Below are 20,740 nucleotides of genomic sequence, written 5' to 3'. Positions count from 1 at the left end.
GAACGCTCCGCACGCCGGCGATCGCGCGACCTGAACGCTCCGCACGACGGCGGTCGCGCGATCTCACCGTCCTCCGGGTCAGGTGCCCCGGCCCGGCGCTCAGCCCAACCGGCCCAGGAACTCCCGCGTGCGCCGCTCGACGGGGTCGCCGAGCACCTGGGCCGGCGTGCCGCGCTCGTGCACGCGCCCCTCGTGCAAGAAGCACACCTCGTCCGCCACGTGCCGGGCGAACGCCATCTCGTGCGTCGCGACGAGCATCGTCATGCCCTCGGCCTTGAGCTCGCCCAGCAGGTCGAGCACCTCGCCGACCAGCTCGGGGTCCAGCGCGCTCGTGACCTCGTCGAGGAGCATGAGCCGCGGGGAGTTCACCAGCGACCGGGCGATGGCGACCCGCTGCTGCTGGCCGCCGGACAGCTCGTCGGGGAACGCCCTGGCCTTGGTCGCCAGACCCACGCGCTCGAGCATCGCCATCGCGCGCTCCTCGGCCTGCGCGCGCGGTACGCGGTGCACCAGCCGCGAGGCGAGCGTCACGTTGTCGAGCACGCGCATGTGCGGGAAGAGGTTGAACGCCTGGAAGACCATCCCCATCCGGGCCCGGACCGCATCGGCGTCCTGACGGGGGTCCGTCACGTCCTCGCCCTCGAGCAGCACGACGCCGTCGTCGATCTCCTCGAGCAGGTTGATCGCCCGCAGCAGGGTGGACTTCCCGGAGCCCGACGCACCGACGAGCACGACGCAGCGGTGCGAGTCGACCGTGAGGTCGATCCCGTCGAGCACCAGGTGGTCGCCGAAGGACTTGCGTACGCCGCTGACCTCGAGCAGGGCCCGCCCGGGTGCGGTGGTGCCCGTCATCGCAGCACCCCCGCCCCGGCCAGGCCGCTCGTGGCGCCGGCCCAGCCGCTGCGCCGGGCGAGCGCGTCGGTCAGTCGGGTCAGGGGGATGGTCAGCGCGACGAACAGCAGTCCGGCGACGACGTACGGGGTGAAGTTGGCGAACTGGGCGGTCTGGATCTGCGCCGCGCGGATGGCGTCGATCGCGCCGAGGATGGAGATGAGCCCCGAGTCCTTCTGCAGCGCCACGAGGTCGTTGAGCAGGGGCGGGACCACCCGACGCACCGCCTGCGGCAGCACCACCGTGCGCAGCGTCTGGGCCTGGGACAGCCCCAGCGATCGCGCCGCCGCGATCTGCGACGGGTGCACCGACTCGATGCCGGCGCGGAACACCTCCGCGACGTAGGCGGAGTACGTCAGCACCAGGGCCAGCCCGCCGAGCATCACGGCGGACGGCGCGTGGTCCGTGAGGCGCAGGCCGGGCAGGCCGAACCCCACCAGGAGCAGCACCAGCAGCAGCGGCAGCCCGCGGAAGACGTCGACGTAGGCCGTCGCCGCGGCGCGGACCGGGAAGAAGACCGGCCCGCGCAGGGTCTTGGCCACCGCGAGGGCCAGGGCGAACGCGAGGATGACGACGGCGGACACGGCCATCACGCGGATGTTGAGCCACAGCCCCTCGGCGACCTTGGGCAGCGACGCCAGGGCGACCTCGGGGTCGAAGAACGACTGCCGTACCCGCGGCCAGCCGGGGGAGGAGGTGAGGGCGACGACGGCGAGGGTCGTCACGACCACCGTGCTGAGCGTGGCGACGACCGCGGACCGCCTGGCCCGGCCGCGCCGGTAGGCCAGGCGGTCGAGCGCCGATGCCGACGGCGTCCAGCCGGTCCTCTGCTCCGACCCCCCGGCCGGCTGCGGTGCGGTCACTTCAGGACGGGGGCACCGGCGGTGTCGGTCAGCCACTGCGCCTCGAGCTCAGCCAGCGTGCCGTCCGCGCGCAGGGCGTCGACGGCGGCCGTGACGGCCTCGGTCAGTGCGCTGTCCTTGTCGAGCACCAGCCCGAACTGGTCTGGCGCGTCGCCGGCCGGGAGCTGGCCGACGAGGATGCCGCCGTCGAGCTCCGCCGCGGTGATGTAGAGCGCCGTCGGCAGGTCGACGACGATGGCGTCGACGAGGCCGGCGGTGAGCGCCTGCTTGACCTGGTCGTTGTCGTTGAAGAGCTGCACGTCGGTCGCGGGCGCGATGGCGTCGGTGGCGACCTGCGCGCTCGTCGTGCCGACCATCGCGCCGATCTTCAGCGCGGCGAGGTCCGCGATCGAGGTCGCGTCCGCCGCCGCCGAGCCCTCGAGGGTGACGACGGCCTGCGCGGTGTCGTAGTACGAGGACGAGAAGTCGAGGTTCTCGCGGCGCTCGTCGCTGATCGAGACCTGGTTGATCGCGACGTCGAAGGACTTGGCGCCGGGCGCGATGATCTGGTCGAACGTCGCCGGCACCCACGCGACGGCGTCCGCGTCGAAGCCGAGCTGCGCGGCGACGGCGTACGCGACGGCGGACTCGAAGCCCTCGCCGTTCGTGGGGTCGTTGTCGACCATCCACGGCTCGTACGCCGGGTCCGACGTGCCGATGGTCAGCACCCCGTCCGTGAGCGTGGGCAGGGCGCCGTCGACGGTCTCGGTCGCGGCGTCGTCCGCCGGGGCGCACGCGCCGAGCGCCAGGGCGGCGACGGCAGCGAGGGCGAGGACACGGGTGCTGCGCATGGGGTCTCCCGAGGGTTCGAGGGGGTGCGAGCCGGACCACCACACTGTGGGACGCGGGGCGCCCAGCCTACGGGAACCGCGCACGGCGGCGGCGCGTTGTCCCGGCAGGACGGCACAGGCGACGAGAAGGCGGCACCGGTGGGGCGACGGCACTACAACGGGCTCAAGACGGCGGCGCTCTTCGGGGTGCTCTGGGCCGTCGTGCTCGGCATCGGCTCGTTGGTGGGTGGGGGTCGCTACCTCTGGCTCTTCGCGGGCCTCGGCCTCGTCGGGACGGCCTACGGCTACTGGAACTCGGCCACCATCGCCATCCGCGCGATGCACGCCTACCCGGTCAGCGAGCTCGACGCCCCGCAGATGTACCGGATCGTGCGCGAGCTCTCCACGGCGGCACGCCAGCCGATGCCGGCGCTCTACATCTCGCCGACGGCGGCGCCCAACGCCTTCGCCACCGGCCGCGACCCGCGCCACGCCGCGGTGTGCTGCACCGAGGGGATCCTGCGGATCCTCGACGAGCGGGAGCTGCGCGGGGTGCTGGGCCACGAGCTCATGCACGTCTACAACCGCGACATCCTCACCTCGTCCGTCGCGGCGGCGTTCGCCGGGATGATCACCGCGCTGGCGCAGTTCCTCATGTTCTTCGGCGGGGGCGCCGACCGGGAGCGCGGCGGCAACCCGTTGGCGATGCTCGCGATGGTCTTCCTCGCTCCCCTGGCCGCCACGGTCATCCAGCTGGCGATCAGCCGCACACGGGAGTTCGACGCCGACGAGGACGGCGCCCGGCTGACCGGGGACCCGCTCGCCCTCGCCTCCGCGCTGGCCAAGCTCGAGCGCGGGACGGCCGCGGCGCCGCTGCCGGCCAACCGCGACCTCGTCGACGTCTCGCACCTCATGATCGCCAACCCGTTCCGCGGCACCGGGATGGCCAAGCTCTTCGCAACCCACCCGCCGATGGCGGACCGCATCGCCCGCCTCGAGGCGATGGCGGGCCGTCCGCCGCTCTGACGCCGCGGACACCTGCCCGTTGGGCGGCCGTCGCGCCACCTCCGCCCGCGGCCGGGTCGAGGTCCGTCGCCGGCGCGCGCGACGCGGCTCGCGGGCCACGTGGGGAAGCGAGGCGTCGCCCAGCGAGGGCAACGCTCCCCGCTCCGTGGAAGGCGCGCTCGTGGCTGTCCGGCCATGCCGAGGGCCCGTGCGATCTCGACGAGTTGGGCAGCGCTCGCGCTGCCGATGCTGGCCCGGCGGGCCGTGGTGAGGTGCCGCGGCGCGGCACCCACGAGCGCCTCCACCGCGTCCAGCATCACCGCAGTTCAGAGGCGTACCTCACCGGTAGTTGACGAACTGCACCGCGACGTCGAGCTCGGTGGACTTGAGCAGGGCGATGACCGACTGGAGGTCGTCGCGGGCCTTGGCCGAGACGCGCAGCTCGTCGCCCGTGATCTGCGTCTTGACGCCCTTGGGCCCCTCCTCGCGGATGATCTTGGCGATCTTCTTCGCGTCCTCGGTGCTCAGACCCTCCTTGACCACCGTCTCCATCCGGTACTCCTTGCCCGAGGGCTTGGGATCGCCGGTCTCGATCGACTTCAGCGAGATCCCCCGCTTGATGAGCTTGGTCTGGAAGACGTCCAGGACCGCCTTCACGCGCTCCTCGGAGTTGGCGATCATGAGGATGGTCTCGCCGCTCCACGCGATCGATGCGCCGACGTTCTTGAAGTCGTAGCGCTGCGCGATCTCCTTGACGGACTGGTTGAGCGCGTTGTCGACCTCCTGGCGGTCGACCTTGCTCACGACGTCGAACGACGAGTCGCCTGCCATGGTGTCCTCCTTGGTGTCCGGGACTGCCCGCGGACTTGCTATCCTTCCATCCGCACCCGGGCCGCGAGGCACGGGCAGCGACCGGCAGGTTGCCCGAGCGGCCAAAGGGAGCTGACTGTAAATCAGCCGCGTCACGCTACGGGGGTTCGAATCCCTCACCTGCCACACCTGGGCGCCCCGCCCGGCTCACGCCGGGACGGGGCGCTCGTGCGTCCAGGGGGTCTGCGGCCCGGGCGCACGACGGCGGCGCGGGTGCGGCGCCGACGGACGCACGGGCGGGTGCGTGGATTTCGCGGGGGGCGCCAGGCCCGTGTACCCTGGCACGCGCTGCCCCGATAGCTCAGTCGGCAGAGCGTCTCCATGGTAAGGAGAAGGTCAAGGGTTCGATTCCCTTTCGGGGCTCTGTTGGTGCCAGGTCGTCGACCTCCGTCGAACGCCTGCACCGATGTGGCGGGGTAGCTCAGGTGGTTAGAGCACACGGCTCATAATCGTGGTGTCGCGGGTTCGAATCCCGCCCCCGCTACCACACAGGCAAGGCGCGTCGGCCGGGATCCCCGTTGGCGCGTGTGATCAGACCAGGCGCTGCACCGTCGGCGTGAGAGGTGGCAAGACCGTGGCCAGCAAGTCCCAGGACGTCCGCCCGAAGATCACGCTCGCGTGCGTGGACTGCAAGGAGCGGAACTACATCACCAAGAAGAACCGCCGCAACGACCCCGACCGGCTCGAGCTGGCGAAGTTCTGCCCGCGCTGCGGCAAGCACACGGCGCACCGCGAGACCCGCTGACCCCTGGGGGTCGGGACATGGACGCCAGCTACGCCGGACGCACGTACCCGCCCACGGCGCCCTACGCCGTGGGGCGTGAGCACCTGCGCGAGTTCGCCGCTGCCGTCGGTGCCACCCACCCCGCGCACCACGACGTCGCCGCCGCGCGGTCCCTCGGGCACCGCGACGTCGTCGCGACGCCGACGTTCGCCGTCGTCATCGCCCAGCGCGCCGAGGCCCAGCTCATCGAGGACCCGGGTGCCGGCATCGACTTCAGCCGGGTGGTGCACGCCGACGAGCGCTTCACCCACCACCGCCCGATCTACGCCGGCGACGAGCTCGTCACCGTGCTGCACGTCGACGCCGTCGTCGAGCGTGCCGGGCTCGCCATGGTCACCACCCGCTGCGAGATCGCGGATGCCGCCGGTGCGCCCGTCGCGACCGTGACCTCGACGCTGGCCGTCCGCGGGGAGGGCCTGTGAGCATCGCCGTCGAGGTCGGCCAGGTGGTCGCCGCGCGCACCATCGAGGTGACCCGCGCCGATCTGGTCCGCTACGCGGGGGCCAGCGGTGACCGCAACCCCATCCACTGGAACGAGCGCTTCGCCACCGAGGTGGGCCTGCCCGGCGTCATCGCGCACGGCATGTTCACCATGGGCTCGGTGGTCAACGTCGTCACCGACTGGCTGGGCGACCCCGGCGCGATCCTCGACTACGGTGTGCGGTTCACGCGCCCCGTGCCCGTGCCGGACCCGGGCCACGCGACCCTCGAGGTCACGGCGACCGTCGCGGTGGTCGACCCGGCGGCCGGTACGGCCCGCATCGACCTCACGGTCCTCGGCGAGGGCGTCAAGGTCCTCGGCCGCGCCCAGGTGCTCGTCCGCCTCTGATCCGGGCACCTCTGAGGCCCCGGTGCCTGAGGCCCCGGTGCCTGCGGCTCAGGTGCGGGGCGGGGCCGTGGTCGTGCCGAGGCGCAGGTCCACCGGCAGGAGGACCGATGCCGGCTCCTCGCCGGCGAGGAGCTGCGCGACGAGCCCGCCCATCGCCTCGCCCTTGGCGGTCAGCGGCTGGACCACGGTGGTGAGCACGTCCGGCGCGAGCCACGGCAGGTCCAGCCCGTCGAACCCGGCGACCGAGACGTCCTGCGGGACGCGCAGCCCGAGGTCCCGTGCGGCGAGGAGCACCCCGGCCGCGATGAGGTCCGACTGCGCGACGACGGCTGTGGGCGGGTCGTCGACGTCGAGCACGATCCGACCGGCTGCCTGGCCGGCCTCGACGAGCGATGCCGCCGACTCGACGACGGCGGTGGGTACGACGCCGGCGTCGCCGAAGGCCTCGAGCCGGTGGCGGGTGGGGGTCCAGTCGAGCTCGCCCATCCGGGCCGCGTCGACGTGCCCGCACCGCCGCCGGCCGTTGAAGGGCAGGGTGACGGTGGCGATCCGGCGGTGACCGAGGTCGGCGAGGTGGCGGATGAGCGCCGCGCTGCCGGCCCGGTCCTCGATCGCTACCACGGGCAGCCCTGAGGACGACGGGCCCTCACCCAGGACGACGGGCATGCCGCGTCGGCGCAGGGCCGCGATCACGGAGTCGTCCTCGCGTGCCCCCCACATGAGCACCGCGACGTCCATCGGCGCGGACTCGAGCAGCGGGTCCGGCGCGCGGGCGCCGTCCGCGCCGGGGTTCGCCGGGATGAGCAGCACACCCAGTCCCATGGTCCCCAGCGCGCCGACGAGCCCGTCGAGCACCTGGATGGAGACGGGGTCGCGGAACGAACGACGCAGCTGGTCGCCGATGACGACGCCGACGATGCCGGACCGCCCGGACCGCAGGGATCGGCCGAGGGGGTTGGGGCCGGAGTAGCCCAGCTCGGCGGCGGCAGCCAGGACCCGTGCCCTGGTCGCGTCGGCGATGGGACCGGCGCCGGAGAACGCCAGGGACGCCGTGGAGACGGACACGCCGGCGATGCCCGCGACGTCCGCCAGCGTGGGTCTGCTGTGGGTCATGCTCACCCGCCCGGCTCAGATCGGTTGACGGTGCGCCAGCCTAGCGGCACACTAGGGGACACGGCCTCGAATCGTTTCGATGACTCGCCGCCGTCCGGGCGTGACCACGACTTCCGGGTCGTGCGCCGCCCGCCCCCGCCCGTCGTCGTTGGAACGAGTCCCGTCATGCTGTTCCGTCCCGGTCGCACACCGGACGCCCATCGCCCCCGCACCACCGCGACCTCGGTCGCCGACCGCCCCCCCGCGCGTCCCGCGGGGCCGGGCGCGCCCCGCGAGGTGATCTCCGCACGCAACCACCTGCTCGGGCTCTACCTGCTCCTCGGCCTGACGATCTCCAGCTGGCTGGCGCGCCTGCCGACGGTGCGGGACTCGCTCGACCTCACCACCGGGGACCTCGGCACCGTCATGCTGCTCGGCGCCGTGGGCTCGCTCGCGACGATCCTCGTCGCGGGGGCCGTGGTGACGCGCGTGGGCCCACGCCGCACCATGCTCGCCTCCGCGTTGCTCTTCTCCGTCGGGTACGTGCTGCTCGGGCTGGGCCCAGCGCTCGGCCGGGTCGGCGTCCTCGCCGTCGGCGTCGTGGTCTTCAGCGTGGCGATCGCGCTGGGCAACGTGCCGCTCAACGTCGAGTCCGTGGTCATCGAGCGGCGCATGGGCCGCACCGTGGTGCCGCAGTTCCATGCGGGCTTCTCGGTCGGCGCAGTGCTCGGCTCCGCGCTGGGTGCCGCAGCGGCCTGGGCGGCCGTGCCCGTCGTCGTGCAGTTCGGCGTGGTGGCGATCGTCGCCCTGCTGTGGCGCCTGCACTCCGTGCCGCGCTCGGTCCTCGCCCCGCTGCCGCTCGTGGGCGTGGCCGCAGGGCCGGCGCCCGCCGCGTCGGGTGCGTCCGTCCGCCGGGGTGCCGGGCTGCGCACGTCGTTGCGTGCGTGGCGTGAGCGCCGGACGCTGCTGCTCGGCGTCGTCGTCATGTCCGCGGCGCTGTCCGAGGGCTCGGCGAACAACTGGCTGGCGATCGCCGTCGTCGACGGCTACGGCCAGACGGAGGCCGTGGCGGCCGTGGTGTTCGGCACGTTCGTCGCGTCGATGACCGTCGCACGGATCTCCGGGACGTGGCTCATCGACCGCTACGGCCGGTTCCTCGTGGTCGCGCTGTCCGGTGCGACCTCCCTGGCCGGACTCGTGCTCTTCGCCCTCGCCCCGTCGCTGCCGTGGTCCGTGCTGGGCGTCGTCGGCTGGGGGCTCGGCGCGGGGCTCGTCATCCCCATCGCGATGTCCGCGGTCTCGGGCGACCCGCTCAGCGCCGCCGGACGCGTGGCCGTGGTCTCCGCGTTCGCCTCCGCCGCGTCGATCGCCGCGCCGCCGCTCATCGGCATGGCGGCAGAGGTGATGGGTGCGCGGCACGCGCTGCTGCTCATCACGGGCGTCATGCTCGCCGGGGTGCTGCTCTCGGGCACGGTGCGCGACGAGAGCGTCGCCCCCGCCCGCGCGACGTCTGCCGTGCACGTCCCGGCAGCCGCGGCACCGCCCGCGCCCGCCCCGGGCGAGCCTGCCCGACCGCGCCCCGTCTCGGTGGCACGCCCGGACCGGGACCTGGCCGATGACGACGTCATCGCGGACCTCGGCGGTCTCGTCGAGCCCGTCGGCGCCGGGAGCTGCCGGTGAGCGCCGGCGCACCCGGTCCCGCGGGCACGGCGGTCGAGCTCTCGGCCACCGCGGTGCGGGCCGCCTCGACGGCCGTGTTCCTCACCTTCGCGCTCAACGGCTTCAACTTCGCCTCGTGGGCCTCCCGGCTCCCTGCCGTACGTGACGCGCTGGACCTGCGACCCGAGCAGCTGGGCCTGCTGCTGCTCGTCGGGGCCGTGGGCTCGCTGCTGGCGATGCCGCTGTCGGGCCTCGTGGTCCAGCGTCTCGGGGCCCCGCGCGCCATCGTCAGCTTCGCCGGGCTCAACGTCGCAGGGCTGCTCGTTGCGGGCCTCGGCGTGCTGCTCGGGGAGGTCTGGGTGGTCGCCCCGGCGCTCGTCGTCATGGGCGTGGGCATCGGGGTGTGGGACGCGGCGATGAACCTCGAGGGTGCCGCCGTCGAGCAGCGCCTCGGCCGCGCCATCATGCCGCGGTTCCACGCGGGGTTCTCCTTCGGCACCATGGCGGGCGCCGCGCTCGGTGCGGTCGCGGCCCGCCTCGAGGCGCCCCTCCTCCTGCACCTCGCCGTCGTGCTGGGGATCAGCACCGCGGCGCTGCTCGTGTGCGCGCGGTCGTTCCTGCCCGCGGGCACGCATGACGCGGAGGAGCACGCCGAGGGTGCGGCGCGCGCCGGCAGCGCGTGGCTCGAGCCGCGCACCCTGCTCATCGGGCTCGTGGTCATGGCCGCGGCGCTCACCGAGGGCGCCGCGAACGACTGGGTGGGCCTGGCCGTCGTCGACGGCTTCGACGTGGGCGACGACCTCGCGGCGCTGACCTTCGGCGCGTTCGTCACCGCGATGACGGCGATGCGGCTCCTGGGCACGGGCCTGCTCGACCGCTTCGGCCGCGTGCGCGTGCTCCAGATCGTCTCCGTCCTCGCGCTGGCCGGCCTGCTGCTCTTCGGGCTCGGGCCCACCCTCCCGATCGCCCTGGTCGGCGTGCTCCTGTGGGGGATGGGCGCGGCGCTGGGCTTCCCGGTCGGGATGAGCGCGGCGTCGGACGACCCGTCCCGGGCGCCCGCGCGCGTCGCCGTCGTCGCCACGATCGGCTACAGCGCGTTCCTCGCCGGCCCGCCGCTGCTCGGCCTGCTCGCCGAGCACGTCGGCTACCGGCACGCGCTCCTGGCCATCGCGGTGCCCGTGCTCATCGGGCTCCTGGTGATCCCGGCCGCGCGACCGCTGCCGACCGCCGCGGGTGCCGCTCGCGGCTGAGGTGCGGGTGCCGCGCGCGGCTGAGCCCGCCGCGTAGCCTGGACCGGTGACCCCGCCGACCAGCGCCCCCGCCTCCGGCCGCACGCTCGCAGAGCTCACCACGCTCCGCCTGGGCGGACCGGCAGGGCGCTACCTCGAGACGGACAGCTCCGCGGCGCTCGTCGATGCGGTCCGCGCGGCCGACGACGCGGGGGAGCCCGTGCTCGTGCTGGGCGGCGGCTCCAACGTCGTGGTGCCGGACGTCGGCTTCCCGGGTCTCGTGGTGCGCGACGTGCGGCGCGACGTCGCGCTGGACGAGGCCGGCGCGTGCGCCGGGGCGAGCGTCACCGTGCCGGCCGGGACGCCGTGGACCGATGTCGTCGACCGGGCGGTGGCCGAGGGCTGGGTGGGCGTCGAGGCGCTCGCGGGCATCCCCGGGTCCACCGGCGCCACCCCGGTGCAGAACGTGGGCGCCTACGGCCAGGAGGTCGCGGGCGTCGTCTCGACCGTGCGCACCTGGGACCGTGCCGAGCGGCGGATCCGCACGCTGGCCGTGGGCGAGCTGGGGTTCGGCTACCGCACGTCGGTGCTCAAGCGCTCGCTGCGCGACGGCGACGTCCCGTCCCGCTGGGCGCCCACGCCGCGCTTCGTCGTGCTCGAGGTCGGCCTCCAGCTGCGCCTGGGCACCCTGTCCGCCCCGATCGCCTACGCCGAGCTCGCGCGGCGCCTGGGCGTCGACGTCGGCGGCGTGGCACCACTCGTCGACGTGCGCGCCGCCGTGCTCGAGCTGCGTGCGGGCAAGGGGATGGTGCTCGACGCGTCGGACCACGACACGTGGAGCGCCGGCTCGTTCTTCACCAACCCCGTGGTCGCGGCGTCTGTCGCGGACTCCCTGCCCGACGGCGCCCCCCGCTACCCCGTGCGCTCGGCCCTCCCGGAGCGCAGCACGGGTCCCAGCCTCGGCGCCATCGACCCGACGCTGGTCAAGACGAGCGCCGCGTGGCTCATCGAGCACGCGGGCTTCGGCAGGGGCTTCGGTCTGCCGGGGACCGTGGGGGTCTCGACCAAGCACAGCCTGGCGCTGACCCACCGCGGCGGTGGCACGACGGCGGAGCTGCTGGCCCTGGCGCGGACGGTGCGCGACGGCGTGCACCAGCGGTTCGGCATCACCCTGGAGGCCGAGCCGGTGCTGGTGGGCGTCACACTCTGACGGGTGCTCTGACGTCCTCGGGTGCCGAGGCCACGGGGGCTCGCGCGTCGAGCAGCGCGCCGCGCACGAGGTCGAGCACCTCCTCGTCGGCCAGCCCTGCGGCTCGGGCCGTGGCGACGAACCGGACCGAGGCGTCCCGCAGGCCCTGGTCCGGTGCGGGGGTGCCCTCCGCGACGACGGTTCCGGTGCGCCGCCGGGTGACCACGAGACCCCCCTGCTCGAGCTCGCGGTAGGCGCGCGCGACGGTCCCGGCTGCGATCCCCAGGTCGGTGGCCAGGTCGCGGATGGTGGGCAGCCGGTCCCCGGCCCGCAGGCGCCCCGCGGCGACGTGCGCGACCACCTGGAGGCGCACCTGCTCGAAGGGCGGTACCCCCGAGGTCAGGTCGACCTCGACGTGCACCGTCACGGCAGCGAGGCCGCGCGGTCGACGGCCGAGACCGGCGCGAGCGGACCAGCGGGTGCGACCGCCCGCGCTGTCGGGCCGCCTGCGTGGCCGACCGGCCGGGCCGCCTGGGGGACGGCGGCCTGTGCCGGCACCCCGGCGAGCACGGCGCCGACGAGTGCCACCACGGCGGCGGCGACGGTGATGCCGGCGCCCAGCGCGAGGAGATCGACGCCCCGGATCGCGTTCCCGGCGAAGAAGAGCACCCCGGACAGCGTCAGGGCGAGCACCAGCTGGACGCCGCGCAGCACGCGGTGGCCGGACAGACGCCGGCTCGCGGCGTCGTAGGCAGGGTCGGCGTCGACCACGGCGGGGCGTCGGGCCACGAGGCGCAGGACGCCGTGCGTCGCTACGACCAGCAGCGCCGCCGCCACGAGGAGCGGGAGGCCGTAGAACCAGCCGGGGTACGGGCCGGCACCGGCGCTCGCGCTCGGGCCCGTGATGCGCTCGAGCGTGCGTCCGTCGGTGCCGGTGAGGCCGGTGACGGTCAGCGTGATCGCCAGGGCTCCGGCCCAGGACCACGTGGCCAGCAGCAGCCAGCGCGGAGCGACGTCCTGGCGCGGGCTCAGCACGGCGCGCCGCACCGTCCCGGTCGGTCGCGGCCAGGTGCGCTCGCCCACGGCGTGCACGGCCAGGAAGAGCAGCCCGAGCGCTGCCGGGTACAGGCCGGCCACGATCCCGCCGTAGAGCCCGGTGCCGCCCGTCCGCAGGACGACCGGGAGCGCCACACCACCGATCGCCACCGGGCTGGCGAGCAGCGCCAGGACCCACGCGACCGCGTTCACGGTGACGCCGTGCCTGCGGGCGGCCTCGGCAGCCTCCGACGGGGCTGGCGCTGGCCGGCGGGTCCCGAGCGACGCCGCCAGGACGGCCGCGAGAACGGCGAGCATCGCCACCACGCCGACGATCGCGACCAGCACGGCGACCACGGTCACGCTCATGACTCCCCCTCAATCAACTATGTGATTGATACATTGGCGCGTGAGGGTGGCGGTGTCAAGGTCCGCCGTCGCGTCACGACGGGTCCGGCGCCGCCAGCCACGCGTCGATCCCGGTCAGCAGGCGCACCCTCGTCGCGCCCGTCGCCCGGGACGCCCGCACGGACCCTCGCGCCAGGTCGGCGAGGGCCGCGTCGTCGAACCCGTGCACGTGCCGGGCCGACTCGTACTGCGCGACGAGGCGCGAGCCGAAGAGCAGCGGGTCGTCCGCGCCCAGGGCGAGCGTGGCGCCGGCAGCGGCCAGCGCGCGCAGGGGGACGTGCCGGTCCTCGGCGTAGACCCCGAGCGACACGTTCGACGCCGGGCAGACCTCCAGCGCGACGCCCCGCTCGACCACCCGGGCCAGCACGCGCGGGTCCTCGGCCGAGCGCACCCCGTGGCCGATCCGGTCCGGCACGAGGTGGGCGAGGACGGCGTCGATGTGCTCGGCACCGAGCAGCTCGCCGCCGTGCGGCACGGCGGCCAGCCCGGCGCGGCGCGCGATGGCGAAGGCCGGCGCCCAGTCGGCCGTGTCCCCGCGCCGCTCGTCGTTGCTCAGGCCGAAGCCCACCACGCGCCCGGGCCCGTCGCCGGCGTACCGCGCAGCGAGCCGTGCGAGCGTCCTGGCCTCGAGCGGGTGCCGCACGCGCGAGGAGGCGACGACCACGCCGACCTCCACCCCGGTGCGCCCCCACGCCGCGGCGGCCTCGTCGAGCACGATCTCCAGCGCCGGGGTGATCCCGCCGACGAAGGGCGCGTACGACGTGGGGTCCACCTGGATCTCGAGGCGACCCGAGCCCTCGGCGGCGTCGTCGGCCGCGGCCTCGGCGACGATGCGGCGCATGTCCGCCTCCGAGCGCACGCACGCCCGCGCAGCGTCGTACAGACGCTGGAAGCGGAACCAGCCGCGCTCGTCCGCCGGGGGCCGCACGGGGTTGGCCTCGAGCAGCGCCGATGGCAGCCGCAGCCCGCGGGACGTGGCCATCTCGGCAAGGGTCGCCACCCGCATCGACCCGGTGAAGTGCAGGTGCAGGTGCGCCTTGGGCAGTGCAGCCAGGTCGCGCATCCGGTGAGTCTGCCAGCCCGGCCGGGAAGTGCCGGGTGACCGGGACGCGCCTACTGCGCGTCGACGAGCCGGTAGCCCATCCCGCGGACGGTCTCGAGGTGCTCGGCCCCGAGCTTGCGGCGCAGGTAGCGCACGTAGACGTCCACGACGTTGGAGCCGGGGTCGAAGTCGTACCCCCACACGCGTGAGAGCAGCTGCTCGCGGCTGAGGACCTGGCCGGGGTTGCGCAGGAACGCCTCGGCCAGCGCGAACTCGCGGGCCGAGAGGTCCACCTCGCGGCTGCCGGTGCGCGCCCGTCGCGTGCGCAGGTCGAGGCTCAGGGCGCCGTGGGTCAGGACGGAGGAGTCGGTGGTCCCGGCCTCGGTGCGCAGCCGCAGCCGGATCCGCGCGAGGAGCTCCTCGAACCGGAACGGCTTGGCCATGTAGTCGTCTGCGCCGCCCTCGAGACCGGCGACGGTGTCCCCGACGGACGAGCGCGCGGTGAGGATGATGACGGGCAGGGCGTTGCGGGCCTCGCGCAGCCGGCGCAGCACGGTGAAGCCGTCCTGGTCCGGCAGGCCGAGGTCGAGCACCAGCAGGTCGACGTCGCCGCTCTGCGCGAGGTCGTACGCCTCACGCCCGGTCGCGACGACGAGGGGCGTGTACCCGGCCGCGCGCAGGCCCTTGGCGACGAACGAGGAGATCCGCTCCTCGTCCTCGGCGATGAGGATCTGGCTCACAGGTCCGCCTCCGTCTGGCCGTCGTACGCCGCGGTGAGCGGCAGCCCGATGACGAACCGCGCCCCGGCGGTCGTCGTGGTGTCCAGCCTGGCCCACCCGCCGTGCGCCCGGGCGATGGCGCGCACGATGGGCAGGCCGAGCCCGGAGCCCTCGACCCCCCGGCCGACGGAGCCGCGCGCGAACCGGTCGAAGACGCGCTCGGCGTCCTCCTGGGCCACGCCGCAGCCCTCGTCGTGCACCGCGAGCTCGAGGTGGTGGTGCCGCACCGCGCTGCCGATCCGCACGGTCGAGCCCTCGGGGGAGAACTTCACCGCGTTGGCGGCGAGCTGGAGCCAGGCCTGCGTGAGCCGCTGCGCGTCGACCTCGACGGTCACCTCGGCCCTGCCGTCGACGAGCCAGCGCCGTGAGCCGAGCGTGCGTGCCTTGTCGAGCACGTCGTCGGTGAGCCGGCCGATGTCGGTGGGCGCCGGCTGCACGAAGTCGGGCCGGTCCACGGTGGCGAGCACCACGAGGTCGTCGACCAGCCGGTGCATCCGGTCGAGCTCGTCGAGCACCAGCTCCTGGGTGCCCCGCACGTCGTCGGGATCCGTCGGGTCCATGAGCTCGAGGTGCCCGCGCACGATGGTCAGCGGCGTGCGCAGCTCGTGGCCCGCGTCGTCCAGCAGGCGCCGCTGGGAGCCGAACGCGTCCTCGAGGCGGTCGAGCATCGAGTTCACCGTCCGGCCGAGCTCGGAGACGTCGTCGTCGCCGCGGACCGCGATCCGCTCCGAGAGGTCGGAGTCCGTGATCCGCCGGGCGGTGTCCCGCAGCAGGCGCAGCGGCGCGAGCAGGCGGCCGGCGACCAGCCAGCCGACCACGCCGAGCACCGCGAGCGCCCCGAGCCCGACGAGGGCGAACGTCCGGTACGTGCGGACCAGCTCGCTGTGCTCGGCCGTGCGGTCGAAGCCGTAGACGAGGACGCCGGTGGACTCCTCACCCGTCACGGACACCGGCACGGCGACGTAGCGGAAGGAGCCGTCGGCGGTCGCCACGCTGCGGATGAGCACGGTCTCGTCGTCCTGCGCGGCGATCGCGGCGGCGACCACCTCCGGGGCGTCCTCCAGCCGCATCGTCACGCCGGGCGGGGCGACGAGGCCGAGCTCGCCGTCGAGAACGGCGAACATGCCCTCGTGCTGCTCCGGCACGGTGCCCTGGAGCGCGGCGTACAGCAGGGCGCGCACGGAGGCGTAGCCCGTGCCGGTGCCCGGGTCCACGCCCACGGCGGCGAGCGTGCGGAACTCGTCGACGCTGCGGCTCAGGGTGTCGTCGACCAGCACGTCCACCCGCTCGCGCTGGAGCAGGAAGGCGGTCGACCCGGCGACGGCCATCCCGAGCGCTGCCATGGCGACGACGGCCGCCATGACGCGTGTGCGCACCGTCACGGTGGGCCGCGCGCCGTCGCGGGGGAGGGCGCGCGGCTCGTGCGGTGCCGCGACGTACTCCGGCGCCGGCCACACCTGGGTCTCAGTCGTCATCGCTGCCGCCGCCGGAGCCGGAGGACCCGCTGCCGCCGCTGTCGTCGTCGGCGTCGTCGTCGCGCAGGCCGCCGTGGTCGTCGAACGGCTCCACGGGGGCCTGCGGGTCCACGACGACGGGGGTGCCCGACGGCCCGGGCGTCGGTGTCCCGCTCGGATCGGGGGTCGGCGTGGGGCTGGGCGTCGGTGACGGACCGGTGGCAGGCCCGACGACGACGACGTCGCCCAGCGGCACCACCCCGGGGGCCTGCGCGAACGCGACCATGCCGCCGGCGCCGACGATCGTCACGACGGCCGCCGTCACGAGGGCGAGGATCCCGGATCGGCTCATGGCACCAGTATCCGGGCGATCGATGAGAAGCGGATGAGAGCCGTCAGACCCGCGGCAGGATCCCGCGCTCCAGGGCGGTGGTCACCGCGAGCGTGCGGTCGTCGACGCCGAGCTTGGCGAAGATCCGCAGCAGGTGGGTCTTGACCGTCGCCTCGGCGATGAACAGCTCCGCGCCGATCTGCGCGTTGCTCCCGCCCCGGGCCACCCCGGCCAGCACCTCGAGCTCGCGCGGGGTGAGCCGGTCCCCGGAGTGCCGCACCTGCGCGACGAGCCGCCGCGCGACGCTGGGCGCCAGCACCGTCTCGCCCCGCGCGGCGGCCCGGACGGCCTCGACGAGGTCGTCGCGCGGGGTGTCCTTGAGCAGGTACCCCGTCGCGCCCGCCTCGACGGCCCGCAGGATGTCGCCGTCGGTCTCGTAGGTGGTGAGGACGACGACGCGCACGGCCGGGTGGGCGACCAGCAGCCGCTCCGTCGCGGCGACGCCGTCGAGGACGGGCATCCGCAGGTCCATGAGCACGACGTCGGGCCGCTGCTGCGCGACGACGTCGAGCGCCGCGGCGCCGTCGGACGCCTCGCCGACCACCTCGAGGTCGGGCTCCCCTGCCAGCAGGCCGACGATCCCCGCCCGCACCACGGGGTGGTCGTCGACGACGACGATGCGCACGGTCATCGGGGCTCCTCGGTTGCAGGGACGACCGGCAGGCTGACCTGCACCCGCGTGCCGCCCGCCGGCCCGGACGTCACGGTGAGCGCGCCGCCGCCGGAGGTGACCCGCTCCCGCATGCCGCGCAGGCCGAAGCCCTCGGCGGCGGCCGGGTCGATCCCGCGCCCGTCGTCGACGACCTCGAGCCGGGCGCCGTCGGTCCCCGCGCCGACCGAGAGCGCCACCTCGACCCGGTGCGCCCCGGCGTGCCGGCGCACGTTGGCCAGCGCCTCCTGCGCGGCACGCAGCAGGATGACCTCGTGCTCGCGGACCAGCGGCACACCGCCGTCGGGCAGCACCACGTCGACCCGCACGCCGGTCTCCTCCGTGAACCGCCGCGCGAGCCGGCCGAGTGCCTCGCCGAGGCCCGCGCCGTCGAGCGCCACGGGGGCGAAGGCCGCGACCAGCGCGCGCGCCTCCGCGAGGTTGTCGCGCGCGGTGCGCTCCACCAGGGCGATCCGCTCGGCGGCGGCGTCCGGGTGGCCCCGGCGCAGGTCGGCCTCGGCGGTCTGCGCGAGCATGACGATGCTGGTGAACCCCTGGGCGAGGGTGTCGTGGATCTCCTGGGCCATGCGCTCGCGCTCGGCGGCGACGCCGGCGGCGTGGTGCGACCGCCCGATCTCGGCCTGGGCCGCCTCGAGCTGGTCGACGAGGTCCGCACGCTGCTCGCTCTGCTCGGCGATCTGCGTCACCCACAGGCCGAGCAGCACGGCGAAGGCCAGGGCCACGGCACCCTGCGCCAGCGCGCCGGGCAGGGCAGCGGGCTCGAAGCCCTCGTACACGACGATCGCGCCGAAGACGCCGACGGTCAGGACGGTGCACGCGACGATGCCGGCCCGGCGGGTCTCGGTGAAGAACCAGATCTGGCTGTACGCCAGGAAGAGCAGCACCGAGCCGCCGGGGTTGACCCCGGTGATCGCGGTCGTCACGGCGATGAGCACGGCGAGGTAGGCCAGCGCGCCGGCGCGGCTGCCGGTGCGGGCCGCCCGGCGGCCGACCACCGTGTAGGCCAGGACGAGCAGGACGAGCAGGCCGAGCGCCACGGCGACGGAGCGCCCGTCGGGCCGGATGGCCACGAGGGTCACGGCGCCGATGCCCACCATGAGGTAGAACGCGAGGTCCCAGCCCCGCAGGGCGCCGTGCCAGAAGTCCGAGCGCTCGGACCGCGTGTGCCGCCGGGACAGCCGTGCGTCAGCCGTCGTCACGACGACGCCACCGGAACGTCCTGGCGCCGACGACGAGTCCCACCACGAGCCATGCGCCCATGATGGCCGCGCCGGTGGCCAGCTGCCACGACCCGCCGACCTCCCAGGCCTCGGCGTTCTCCGGCAGGAAGACCGACCGCATCCCCTGGGCCAGCCACTTGAGCGGGAACACCTCGGCGATGCGCTGCATCCACGTCGGCAGGTCGCTGAAGACGAAGAAGACGCCGGAGGTGAACTGGAGCACCAGGACGATGGGGATGACGACGGACGAGGCGCTGCGCCCGCTGTTGGGGACAGAGGAGAACGCGACGCCCAGCACCGCCCCGGTGGCCGTGCCCAGGACGAAGACCCAGGCGAACCGGATCCACGCCTCCGCGGTGCTCGGCAGGTCGATGCCGAACAGCAGCGCGGCGACGGCGAGCAGCAGGGCCATCTGCAGCAGCGTGGCCGCCAGCACCTGACCCACCTTGCCGAGGAAGTACGCGGCGGCCGGCGCCGGGGTGCCGCGCAGCCGCTTGAGCCCGCCCTCGTCGCGCTCGACGGCGATGGTGATGGCCAGCGTCTGGAAGCTCGACAGCATGATGCCCGTGGCGACCATGCCGGGCAGGAAGTACTGCGCGAAGGGCACCCCGCCGGTGCCGTCCGGTCCCGCGCCGACGGCGGCGCCGTCCTGGCCGAAGACCGTCGCGAAGATGCCCAGCATGATGATCGGGTAGGCGAACGAGAAGACGACGGAGTCGCGCTCGCGGAAGTACTGCTTGAGCTCGATCCCGGTCCTGGCCAGGCCGAGGGTGAGCAGGGAGGGCAGCGATCCGCCCCGGGGACGGGCGGTCGGGGTCGCTGCTCCGGTCGGGGTGGCGGCGGTGGTGCTCATCGCACGGACTCCCTCGTGGTCGGGCGGGTGGTGGGCAGGGCGACGTCCGCCTCGGCGTCGAGGTCGGTGTGGCCGATGAGGTCGAGGTAGATGTCCTCCAGGCTCGGCCGGACCACCTGCAGGCCGGGGACCTCGCCGTCCGGCCCGCCCAGGCGTGCGGCGAGGTCGGCGACGGTGGCCGTCGGGGTGGCGGTGCGCACCTGCCGGGTCTGGCCGTCCTGCGTCCACAGGACCGTCGGGCGCCGAGCCTCCCGGCCGCCGAGCTCGGCCGGGGGGCCGGAGTCGATGACGTGCCCGTCGTGGACCACGGCGACCCGGTCGGCCAGGTACTCGGCCTCCTCGAGGTAGTGCGTGGTGAGCAGGATCGTCGTGCCCTCCTCCCGCAGGGTCCGGACGAGGTCCCAGAACGAGCGGCGGGCCTGCGGGTCGAAGCCCGTGGTCGGCTCGTCGAGGAAGAGCAGCTCGGGGTTGCCGATGATGCCCAGGGCGACGTCGAGGCGGCGGCGCTGCCCGCCGGACAGCTGGCGCGAGCGCGTGCCGGCCTTCTCCACGAGGCCCACGGCCGCGAGGACCTCCTCGGGGTCCCGCGGGTGCGGGTAGTACCGCGCGAAGTGGTGGATCTGCTCGCGCACGGTGAGCTCGGCGAGGTCGTTGGTGGCCTGCAGCACGATGCCGATGCGGCTGCGCCAGGCCCGGTCGCCGTGCGCCGGGTCGAGGCCCAGCACCCGCACCTCGCCGGAGTCCCGGTGCCGGAACCCCTCGAGGATCTCCACGGTCGTCGTCTTGCCCGCGCCGTTGGGGCCGAGCACGGCGAAGATCTCGCCCTGCTCGACCGTCAGCTCGAGGCCGTCGACGGCGTGCTTGTCGCCGTAGTGCTTGTGCAGGTCACGGACGTGCACGGCTGCTTCGCTCATGGACCCAGCCTGGTGCATCCGCGGTGCGCGGCGGCAGTCGCCGACGGATGGGACCTGGCGTCCACCGGTCGGTGGACGCCGGTGCGGGCCGGCGCGCGGCGGGTCGCCGCCGCCCCTACTCCGCCTCGCCCAGCAGCCCGGCGATGCGCGAGACGCCCTCGACGAGGTCCGCGTCCCCCAGGGCGTACGAGAGCCGGATGAACCCGCTCGGGCCGAAGGCCTCACCGGGCACCACGGCCACCTCGACCTCCTCGAGGATGAGCGCGGCGAGCTCGGCCGACGTCCGCGGGGTGCGCCCACGGATGGTCCTGCCCAGCACGCCCTCGACGCTCGGGTACGCGTAGAACGCGCCCTTCGGCGTCGGGCAGACGACGCCGTCGATCGCCGAGAGCATCTCGACCATGGTCCGCCGCCGCCGGTCGAACGCCGTGCGCATCTCGGCGACGGCCGACAGGTCCCCGGCCAGCGCGGCGATCGCCGCACGCTGGCTGACGTTGGCGACGTTCGAGGACAGGTGCGACTGCAGGTTGGTCGCGGCCTTGATGACGTCGGCTGGGCCGATCATCCAGCCCACCCGCCAGCCGGTCATGGCGTAGGTCTTGGCCACGCCGTTGAGGACGATGCAGCGATCGGCCAGTTCGGGCACGAGCGTGGGCATGGAGTGGAACTCGTTGCCGCCGTAGGTGAGGTGCTCGTAGATCTCGTCGGTGAGCACCCAGATGTCGTGCTCCACCGCCCACCGGCCGATCGCCTC

Annotated in this window: 23 protein-coding genes and 3 tRNA genes; 10 read left to right on the top strand and 16 right to left on the bottom strand. The window is 74.5% G+C overall.

Annotated features, from left to right (window positions below):
- Positions 1-99 precede the first annotated feature (99 nt).
- From PKY62_RS01835 to PKY62_RS01825, 3 genes are read right to left on the bottom strand one after another with little or no spacing between them, the layout of a single operon-like run.
- On the bottom strand, positions 100-852 hold the full coding sequence (locus PKY62_RS01835) for an amino acid ABC transporter ATP-binding protein (protein ID WP_324534266.1): 753 nt from the start codon (positions 850-852) through the stop codon (positions 100-102).
- Complete coding sequence (locus tag PKY62_RS01830; RefSeq protein WP_324534263.1) at positions 849-1,754, bottom strand: amino acid ABC transporter permease; 906 nt, start codon at positions 1,752-1,754, stop codon at positions 849-851. Before PKY62_RS01830 ends, PKY62_RS01835 begins: the two co-directional genes overlap by 4 nt.
- Positions 1,751-2,584 carry an ABC transporter substrate-binding protein gene (locus PKY62_RS01825; protein ID WP_324534261.1) on the bottom strand — a complete coding sequence of 278 codons (834 nt, stop codon included), beginning with the start codon at positions 2,582-2,584 and terminating at the stop codon, positions 1,751-1,753. The genes PKY62_RS01830 and PKY62_RS01825 overlap by 4 nt, the downstream gene beginning before the upstream one ends.
- A 138-nt stretch (positions 2,585-2,722) precedes the next feature.
- Between PKY62_RS01825 and htpX the strand changes: the two genes are divergently transcribed.
- Positions 2,723-3,589 (top strand): zinc metalloprotease HtpX, encoded by an 867-nt coding sequence (gene htpX, locus PKY62_RS01820; protein WP_324534259.1) that lies wholly within the window; start codon positions 2,723-2,725, stop codon positions 3,587-3,589.
- Between the two features lie 318 nt (positions 3,590-3,907).
- Here the strand turns inward: htpX and PKY62_RS01815 are convergent, their stop codons facing one another.
- Positions 3,908-4,399, bottom strand: coding sequence for a YajQ family cyclic di-GMP-binding protein (locus PKY62_RS01815; RefSeq protein ID WP_324534256.1), 492 nt, complete (start codon positions 4,397-4,399; stop codon positions 3,908-3,910).
- Between the two features lie 83 nt (positions 4,400-4,482).
- On the opposite strand from PKY62_RS01815, the gene PKY62_RS01810 reads away from it, so the two are divergent.
- The 6 genes from PKY62_RS01810 to PKY62_RS01785 all read left to right on the top strand — a co-directional run bounded on the left by PKY62_RS01810 (position 4,483) and on the right by PKY62_RS01785 (position 6,051).
- Positions 4,483-4,564, top strand: a tRNA-Tyr gene (locus tag PKY62_RS01810).
- A gap of 164 nt (positions 4,565-4,728) precedes the next feature.
- Positions 4,729-4,801 (top strand) — tRNA-Thr (locus PKY62_RS01805).
- Between the two features lie 47 nt (positions 4,802-4,848).
- A tRNA-Met gene (locus PKY62_RS01800) sits at positions 4,849-4,925 on the top strand.
- 87 nt (positions 4,926-5,012) lie between these two features.
- On the top strand, positions 5,013-5,183 hold the full coding sequence (gene rpmG, locus PKY62_RS01795; protein WP_024286923.1) for a 50S ribosomal protein L33: 171 nt from the start codon (positions 5,013-5,015) through the stop codon (positions 5,181-5,183).
- Positions 5,184-5,200: 17 nt separating this feature from the next.
- Positions 5,201-5,644, top strand: coding sequence for an FAS1-like dehydratase domain-containing protein (locus PKY62_RS01790; protein WP_324534252.1), 444 nt, complete (start codon positions 5,201-5,203; stop codon positions 5,642-5,644).
- Positions 5,641-6,051 carry a MaoC family dehydratase gene (locus PKY62_RS01785; protein WP_324534251.1) on the top strand — a complete coding sequence of 137 codons (411 nt, stop codon included), beginning with the start codon at positions 5,641-5,643 and terminating at the stop codon, positions 6,049-6,051. The genes PKY62_RS01790 and PKY62_RS01785 overlap by 4 nt, the downstream gene beginning before the upstream one ends.
- 48 nt (positions 6,052-6,099) lie before the next feature.
- On the opposite strand, the gene PKY62_RS01780 is transcribed toward PKY62_RS01785, so the two are convergent.
- Entirely contained in the window at positions 6,100-7,164 is a 1,065-nt protein-coding gene (locus PKY62_RS01780) for a LacI family DNA-binding transcriptional regulator (protein WP_324534249.1), read from the bottom strand.
- Positions 7,165-7,329: 165 nt separating this feature from the next.
- Here PKY62_RS01780 and PKY62_RS01775 point away from each other — a divergent pair, with 165 nt between their 5' ends.
- From PKY62_RS01775 to PKY62_RS01765, 3 genes are read left to right on the top strand one after another with little or no spacing between them, the layout of a single operon-like run.
- Positions 7,330-8,823, top strand: coding sequence for an MFS transporter (locus PKY62_RS01775; RefSeq protein WP_324534248.1), 1,494 nt, complete (start codon positions 7,330-7,332; stop codon positions 8,821-8,823).
- Positions 8,820-10,052, top strand: coding sequence for an MFS transporter (locus tag PKY62_RS01770; RefSeq protein ID WP_324534246.1), 1,233 nt, complete (start codon positions 8,820-8,822; stop codon positions 10,050-10,052). The genes PKY62_RS01775 and PKY62_RS01770 overlap by 4 nt, the downstream gene beginning before the upstream one ends.
- A 46-nt stretch (positions 10,053-10,098) precedes the next feature.
- Positions 10,099-11,241: a UDP-N-acetylmuramate dehydrogenase gene (locus tag PKY62_RS01765; RefSeq protein WP_324534245.1), complete on the top strand. Its 1,143-nt coding sequence runs from the start codon at positions 10,099-10,101 to the stop codon at positions 11,239-11,241.
- Here the strand turns inward: PKY62_RS01765 and PKY62_RS01760 are convergent.
- From PKY62_RS01760 to PKY62_RS01710, 11 genes are all read right to left on the bottom strand, one after another.
- Positions 11,231-11,647, bottom strand: a complete 417-nt coding sequence (locus PKY62_RS01760; protein WP_324534243.1) for a GntR family transcriptional regulator — start codon at positions 11,645-11,647, stop codon at positions 11,231-11,233. The genes PKY62_RS01765 and PKY62_RS01760 overlap by 11 nt on opposite strands.
- Positions 11,644-12,624, bottom strand: coding sequence for a hypothetical protein (locus tag PKY62_RS01755; protein ID WP_324534241.1), 981 nt, complete (start codon positions 12,622-12,624; stop codon positions 11,644-11,646). Before PKY62_RS01755 ends, PKY62_RS01760 begins: the two co-directional genes overlap by 4 nt.
- Positions 12,625-12,697: 73 nt before the next feature.
- Positions 12,698-13,726, bottom strand: a complete 1,029-nt coding sequence (locus tag PKY62_RS01750; protein ID WP_324534239.1) for an adenosine deaminase — start codon at positions 13,724-13,726, stop codon at positions 12,698-12,700.
- A gap of 50 nt (positions 13,727-13,776) precedes the next feature.
- Complete coding sequence (locus tag PKY62_RS01745; protein WP_324534237.1) at positions 13,777-14,445, bottom strand: response regulator transcription factor; 669 nt, start codon at positions 14,443-14,445, stop codon at positions 13,777-13,779.
- Positions 14,442-15,959 carry a sensor histidine kinase gene (locus tag PKY62_RS01740; protein ID WP_324534235.1) on the bottom strand — a complete coding sequence of 506 codons (1,518 nt, stop codon included), beginning with the start codon at positions 15,957-15,959 and terminating at the stop codon, positions 14,442-14,444. Before PKY62_RS01740 ends, PKY62_RS01745 begins: the two co-directional genes overlap by 4 nt.
- On the bottom strand, positions 15,949-16,290 hold the full coding sequence (locus PKY62_RS01735; protein ID WP_324534232.1) for a hypothetical protein: 342 nt from the start codon (positions 16,288-16,290) through the stop codon (positions 15,949-15,951). Before PKY62_RS01735 ends, PKY62_RS01740 begins: the two co-directional genes overlap by 11 nt.
- A gap of 43 nt (positions 16,291-16,333) precedes the next feature.
- A complete protein-coding gene (locus PKY62_RS01730) occupies positions 16,334-16,960 on the bottom strand; it encodes a response regulator (protein ID WP_324534230.1) in 627 nt (208 codons plus the stop codon).
- Positions 16,957-18,198, bottom strand: coding sequence for a sensor histidine kinase (locus tag PKY62_RS01725; RefSeq protein ID WP_324534228.1), 1,242 nt, complete (start codon positions 18,196-18,198; stop codon positions 16,957-16,959). The genes PKY62_RS01730 and PKY62_RS01725 overlap by 4 nt, the downstream gene beginning before the upstream one ends.
- Positions 18,185-19,072 (bottom strand): ABC transporter permease, encoded by an 888-nt coding sequence (locus tag PKY62_RS01720; RefSeq protein WP_324534226.1) that lies wholly within the window; start codon positions 19,070-19,072, stop codon positions 18,185-18,187. The genes PKY62_RS01725 and PKY62_RS01720 overlap by 14 nt, the downstream gene beginning before the upstream one ends.
- Positions 19,069-19,986, bottom strand: coding sequence for an ABC transporter ATP-binding protein (locus tag PKY62_RS01715; RefSeq protein WP_324534224.1), 918 nt, complete (start codon positions 19,984-19,986; stop codon positions 19,069-19,071). The genes PKY62_RS01720 and PKY62_RS01715 overlap by 4 nt, the downstream gene beginning before the upstream one ends.
- A 115-nt stretch (positions 19,987-20,101) precedes the next feature.
- On the bottom strand, positions 20,102-20,740 hold a 639-nt coding region (locus PKY62_RS01710), incomplete at its 5' end, for an aminotransferase class I/II-fold pyridoxal phosphate-dependent enzyme (protein WP_324534223.1).

The sequence above is a fragment of the Actinotalea sp. genome (assembly GCF_035443605.1).
Classification (GTDB): Bacteria; Actinomycetota; Actinomycetes; order Actinomycetales; family Cellulomonadaceae; genus Actinotalea.
The sequence above is the reverse complement of the archived record's forward strand: the minus strand, read 5'-3'. Positions and strand labels throughout refer to the sequence as shown.

Coding starts and splice junctions, on each gene's coding strand:
- PKY62_RS01835 (WP_324534266.1), bottom strand. CDS start 852: ATGACGGGCACCACCGCACCCGGGCGGGCCCTGCTCGAGGTCAGCGGC.
- PKY62_RS01825 (WP_324534261.1), bottom strand. CDS start 2,584: ATGCGCAGCACCCGTGTCCTCGCCCTCGCTGCCGTCGCCGCCCTGGCG.
- PKY62_RS01815 (WP_324534256.1), bottom strand. CDS start 4,399: ATGGCAGGCGACTCGTCGTTCGACGTCGTGAGCAAGGTCGACCGCCAG.
- PKY62_RS01790 (WP_324534252.1), top strand. CDS start 5,201: ATGGACGCCAGCTACGCCGGACGCACGTACCCGCCCACGGCGCCCTAC.
- PKY62_RS01780 (WP_324534249.1), bottom strand. CDS start 7,164: ATGACCCACAGCAGACCCACGCTGGCGGACGTCGCGGGCATCGCCGGC.
- PKY62_RS01775 (WP_324534248.1), top strand. CDS start 7,330: ATGCTGTTCCGTCCCGGTCGCACACCGGACGCCCATCGCCCCCGCACC.
- PKY62_RS01755 (WP_324534241.1), bottom strand. CDS start 12,624: ATGAGCGTGACCGTGGTCGCCGTGCTGGTCGCGATCGTCGGCGTGGTG.
- PKY62_RS01750 (WP_324534239.1), bottom strand. CDS start 13,726: ATGCGCGACCTGGCTGCACTGCCCAAGGCGCACCTGCACCTGCACTTC.
- PKY62_RS01740 (WP_324534235.1), bottom strand. CDS start 15,959: ATGACGACTGAGACCCAGGTGTGGCCGGCGCCGGAGTACGTCGCGGCA.
- PKY62_RS01735 (WP_324534232.1), bottom strand. CDS start 16,290: ATGAGCCGATCCGGGATCCTCGCCCTCGTGACGGCGGCCGTCGTGACG.
- PKY62_RS01730 (WP_324534230.1), bottom strand. CDS start 16,960: ATGACCGTGCGCATCGTCGTCGTCGACGACCACCCCGTGGTGCGGGCG.
- PKY62_RS01720 (WP_324534226.1), bottom strand. CDS start 19,072: ATGAGCACCACCGCCGCCACCCCGACCGGAGCAGCGACCCCGACCGCC.
- PKY62_RS01715 (WP_324534224.1), bottom strand. CDS start 19,986: ATGAGCGAAGCAGCCGTGCACGTCCGTGACCTGCACAAGCACTACGGC.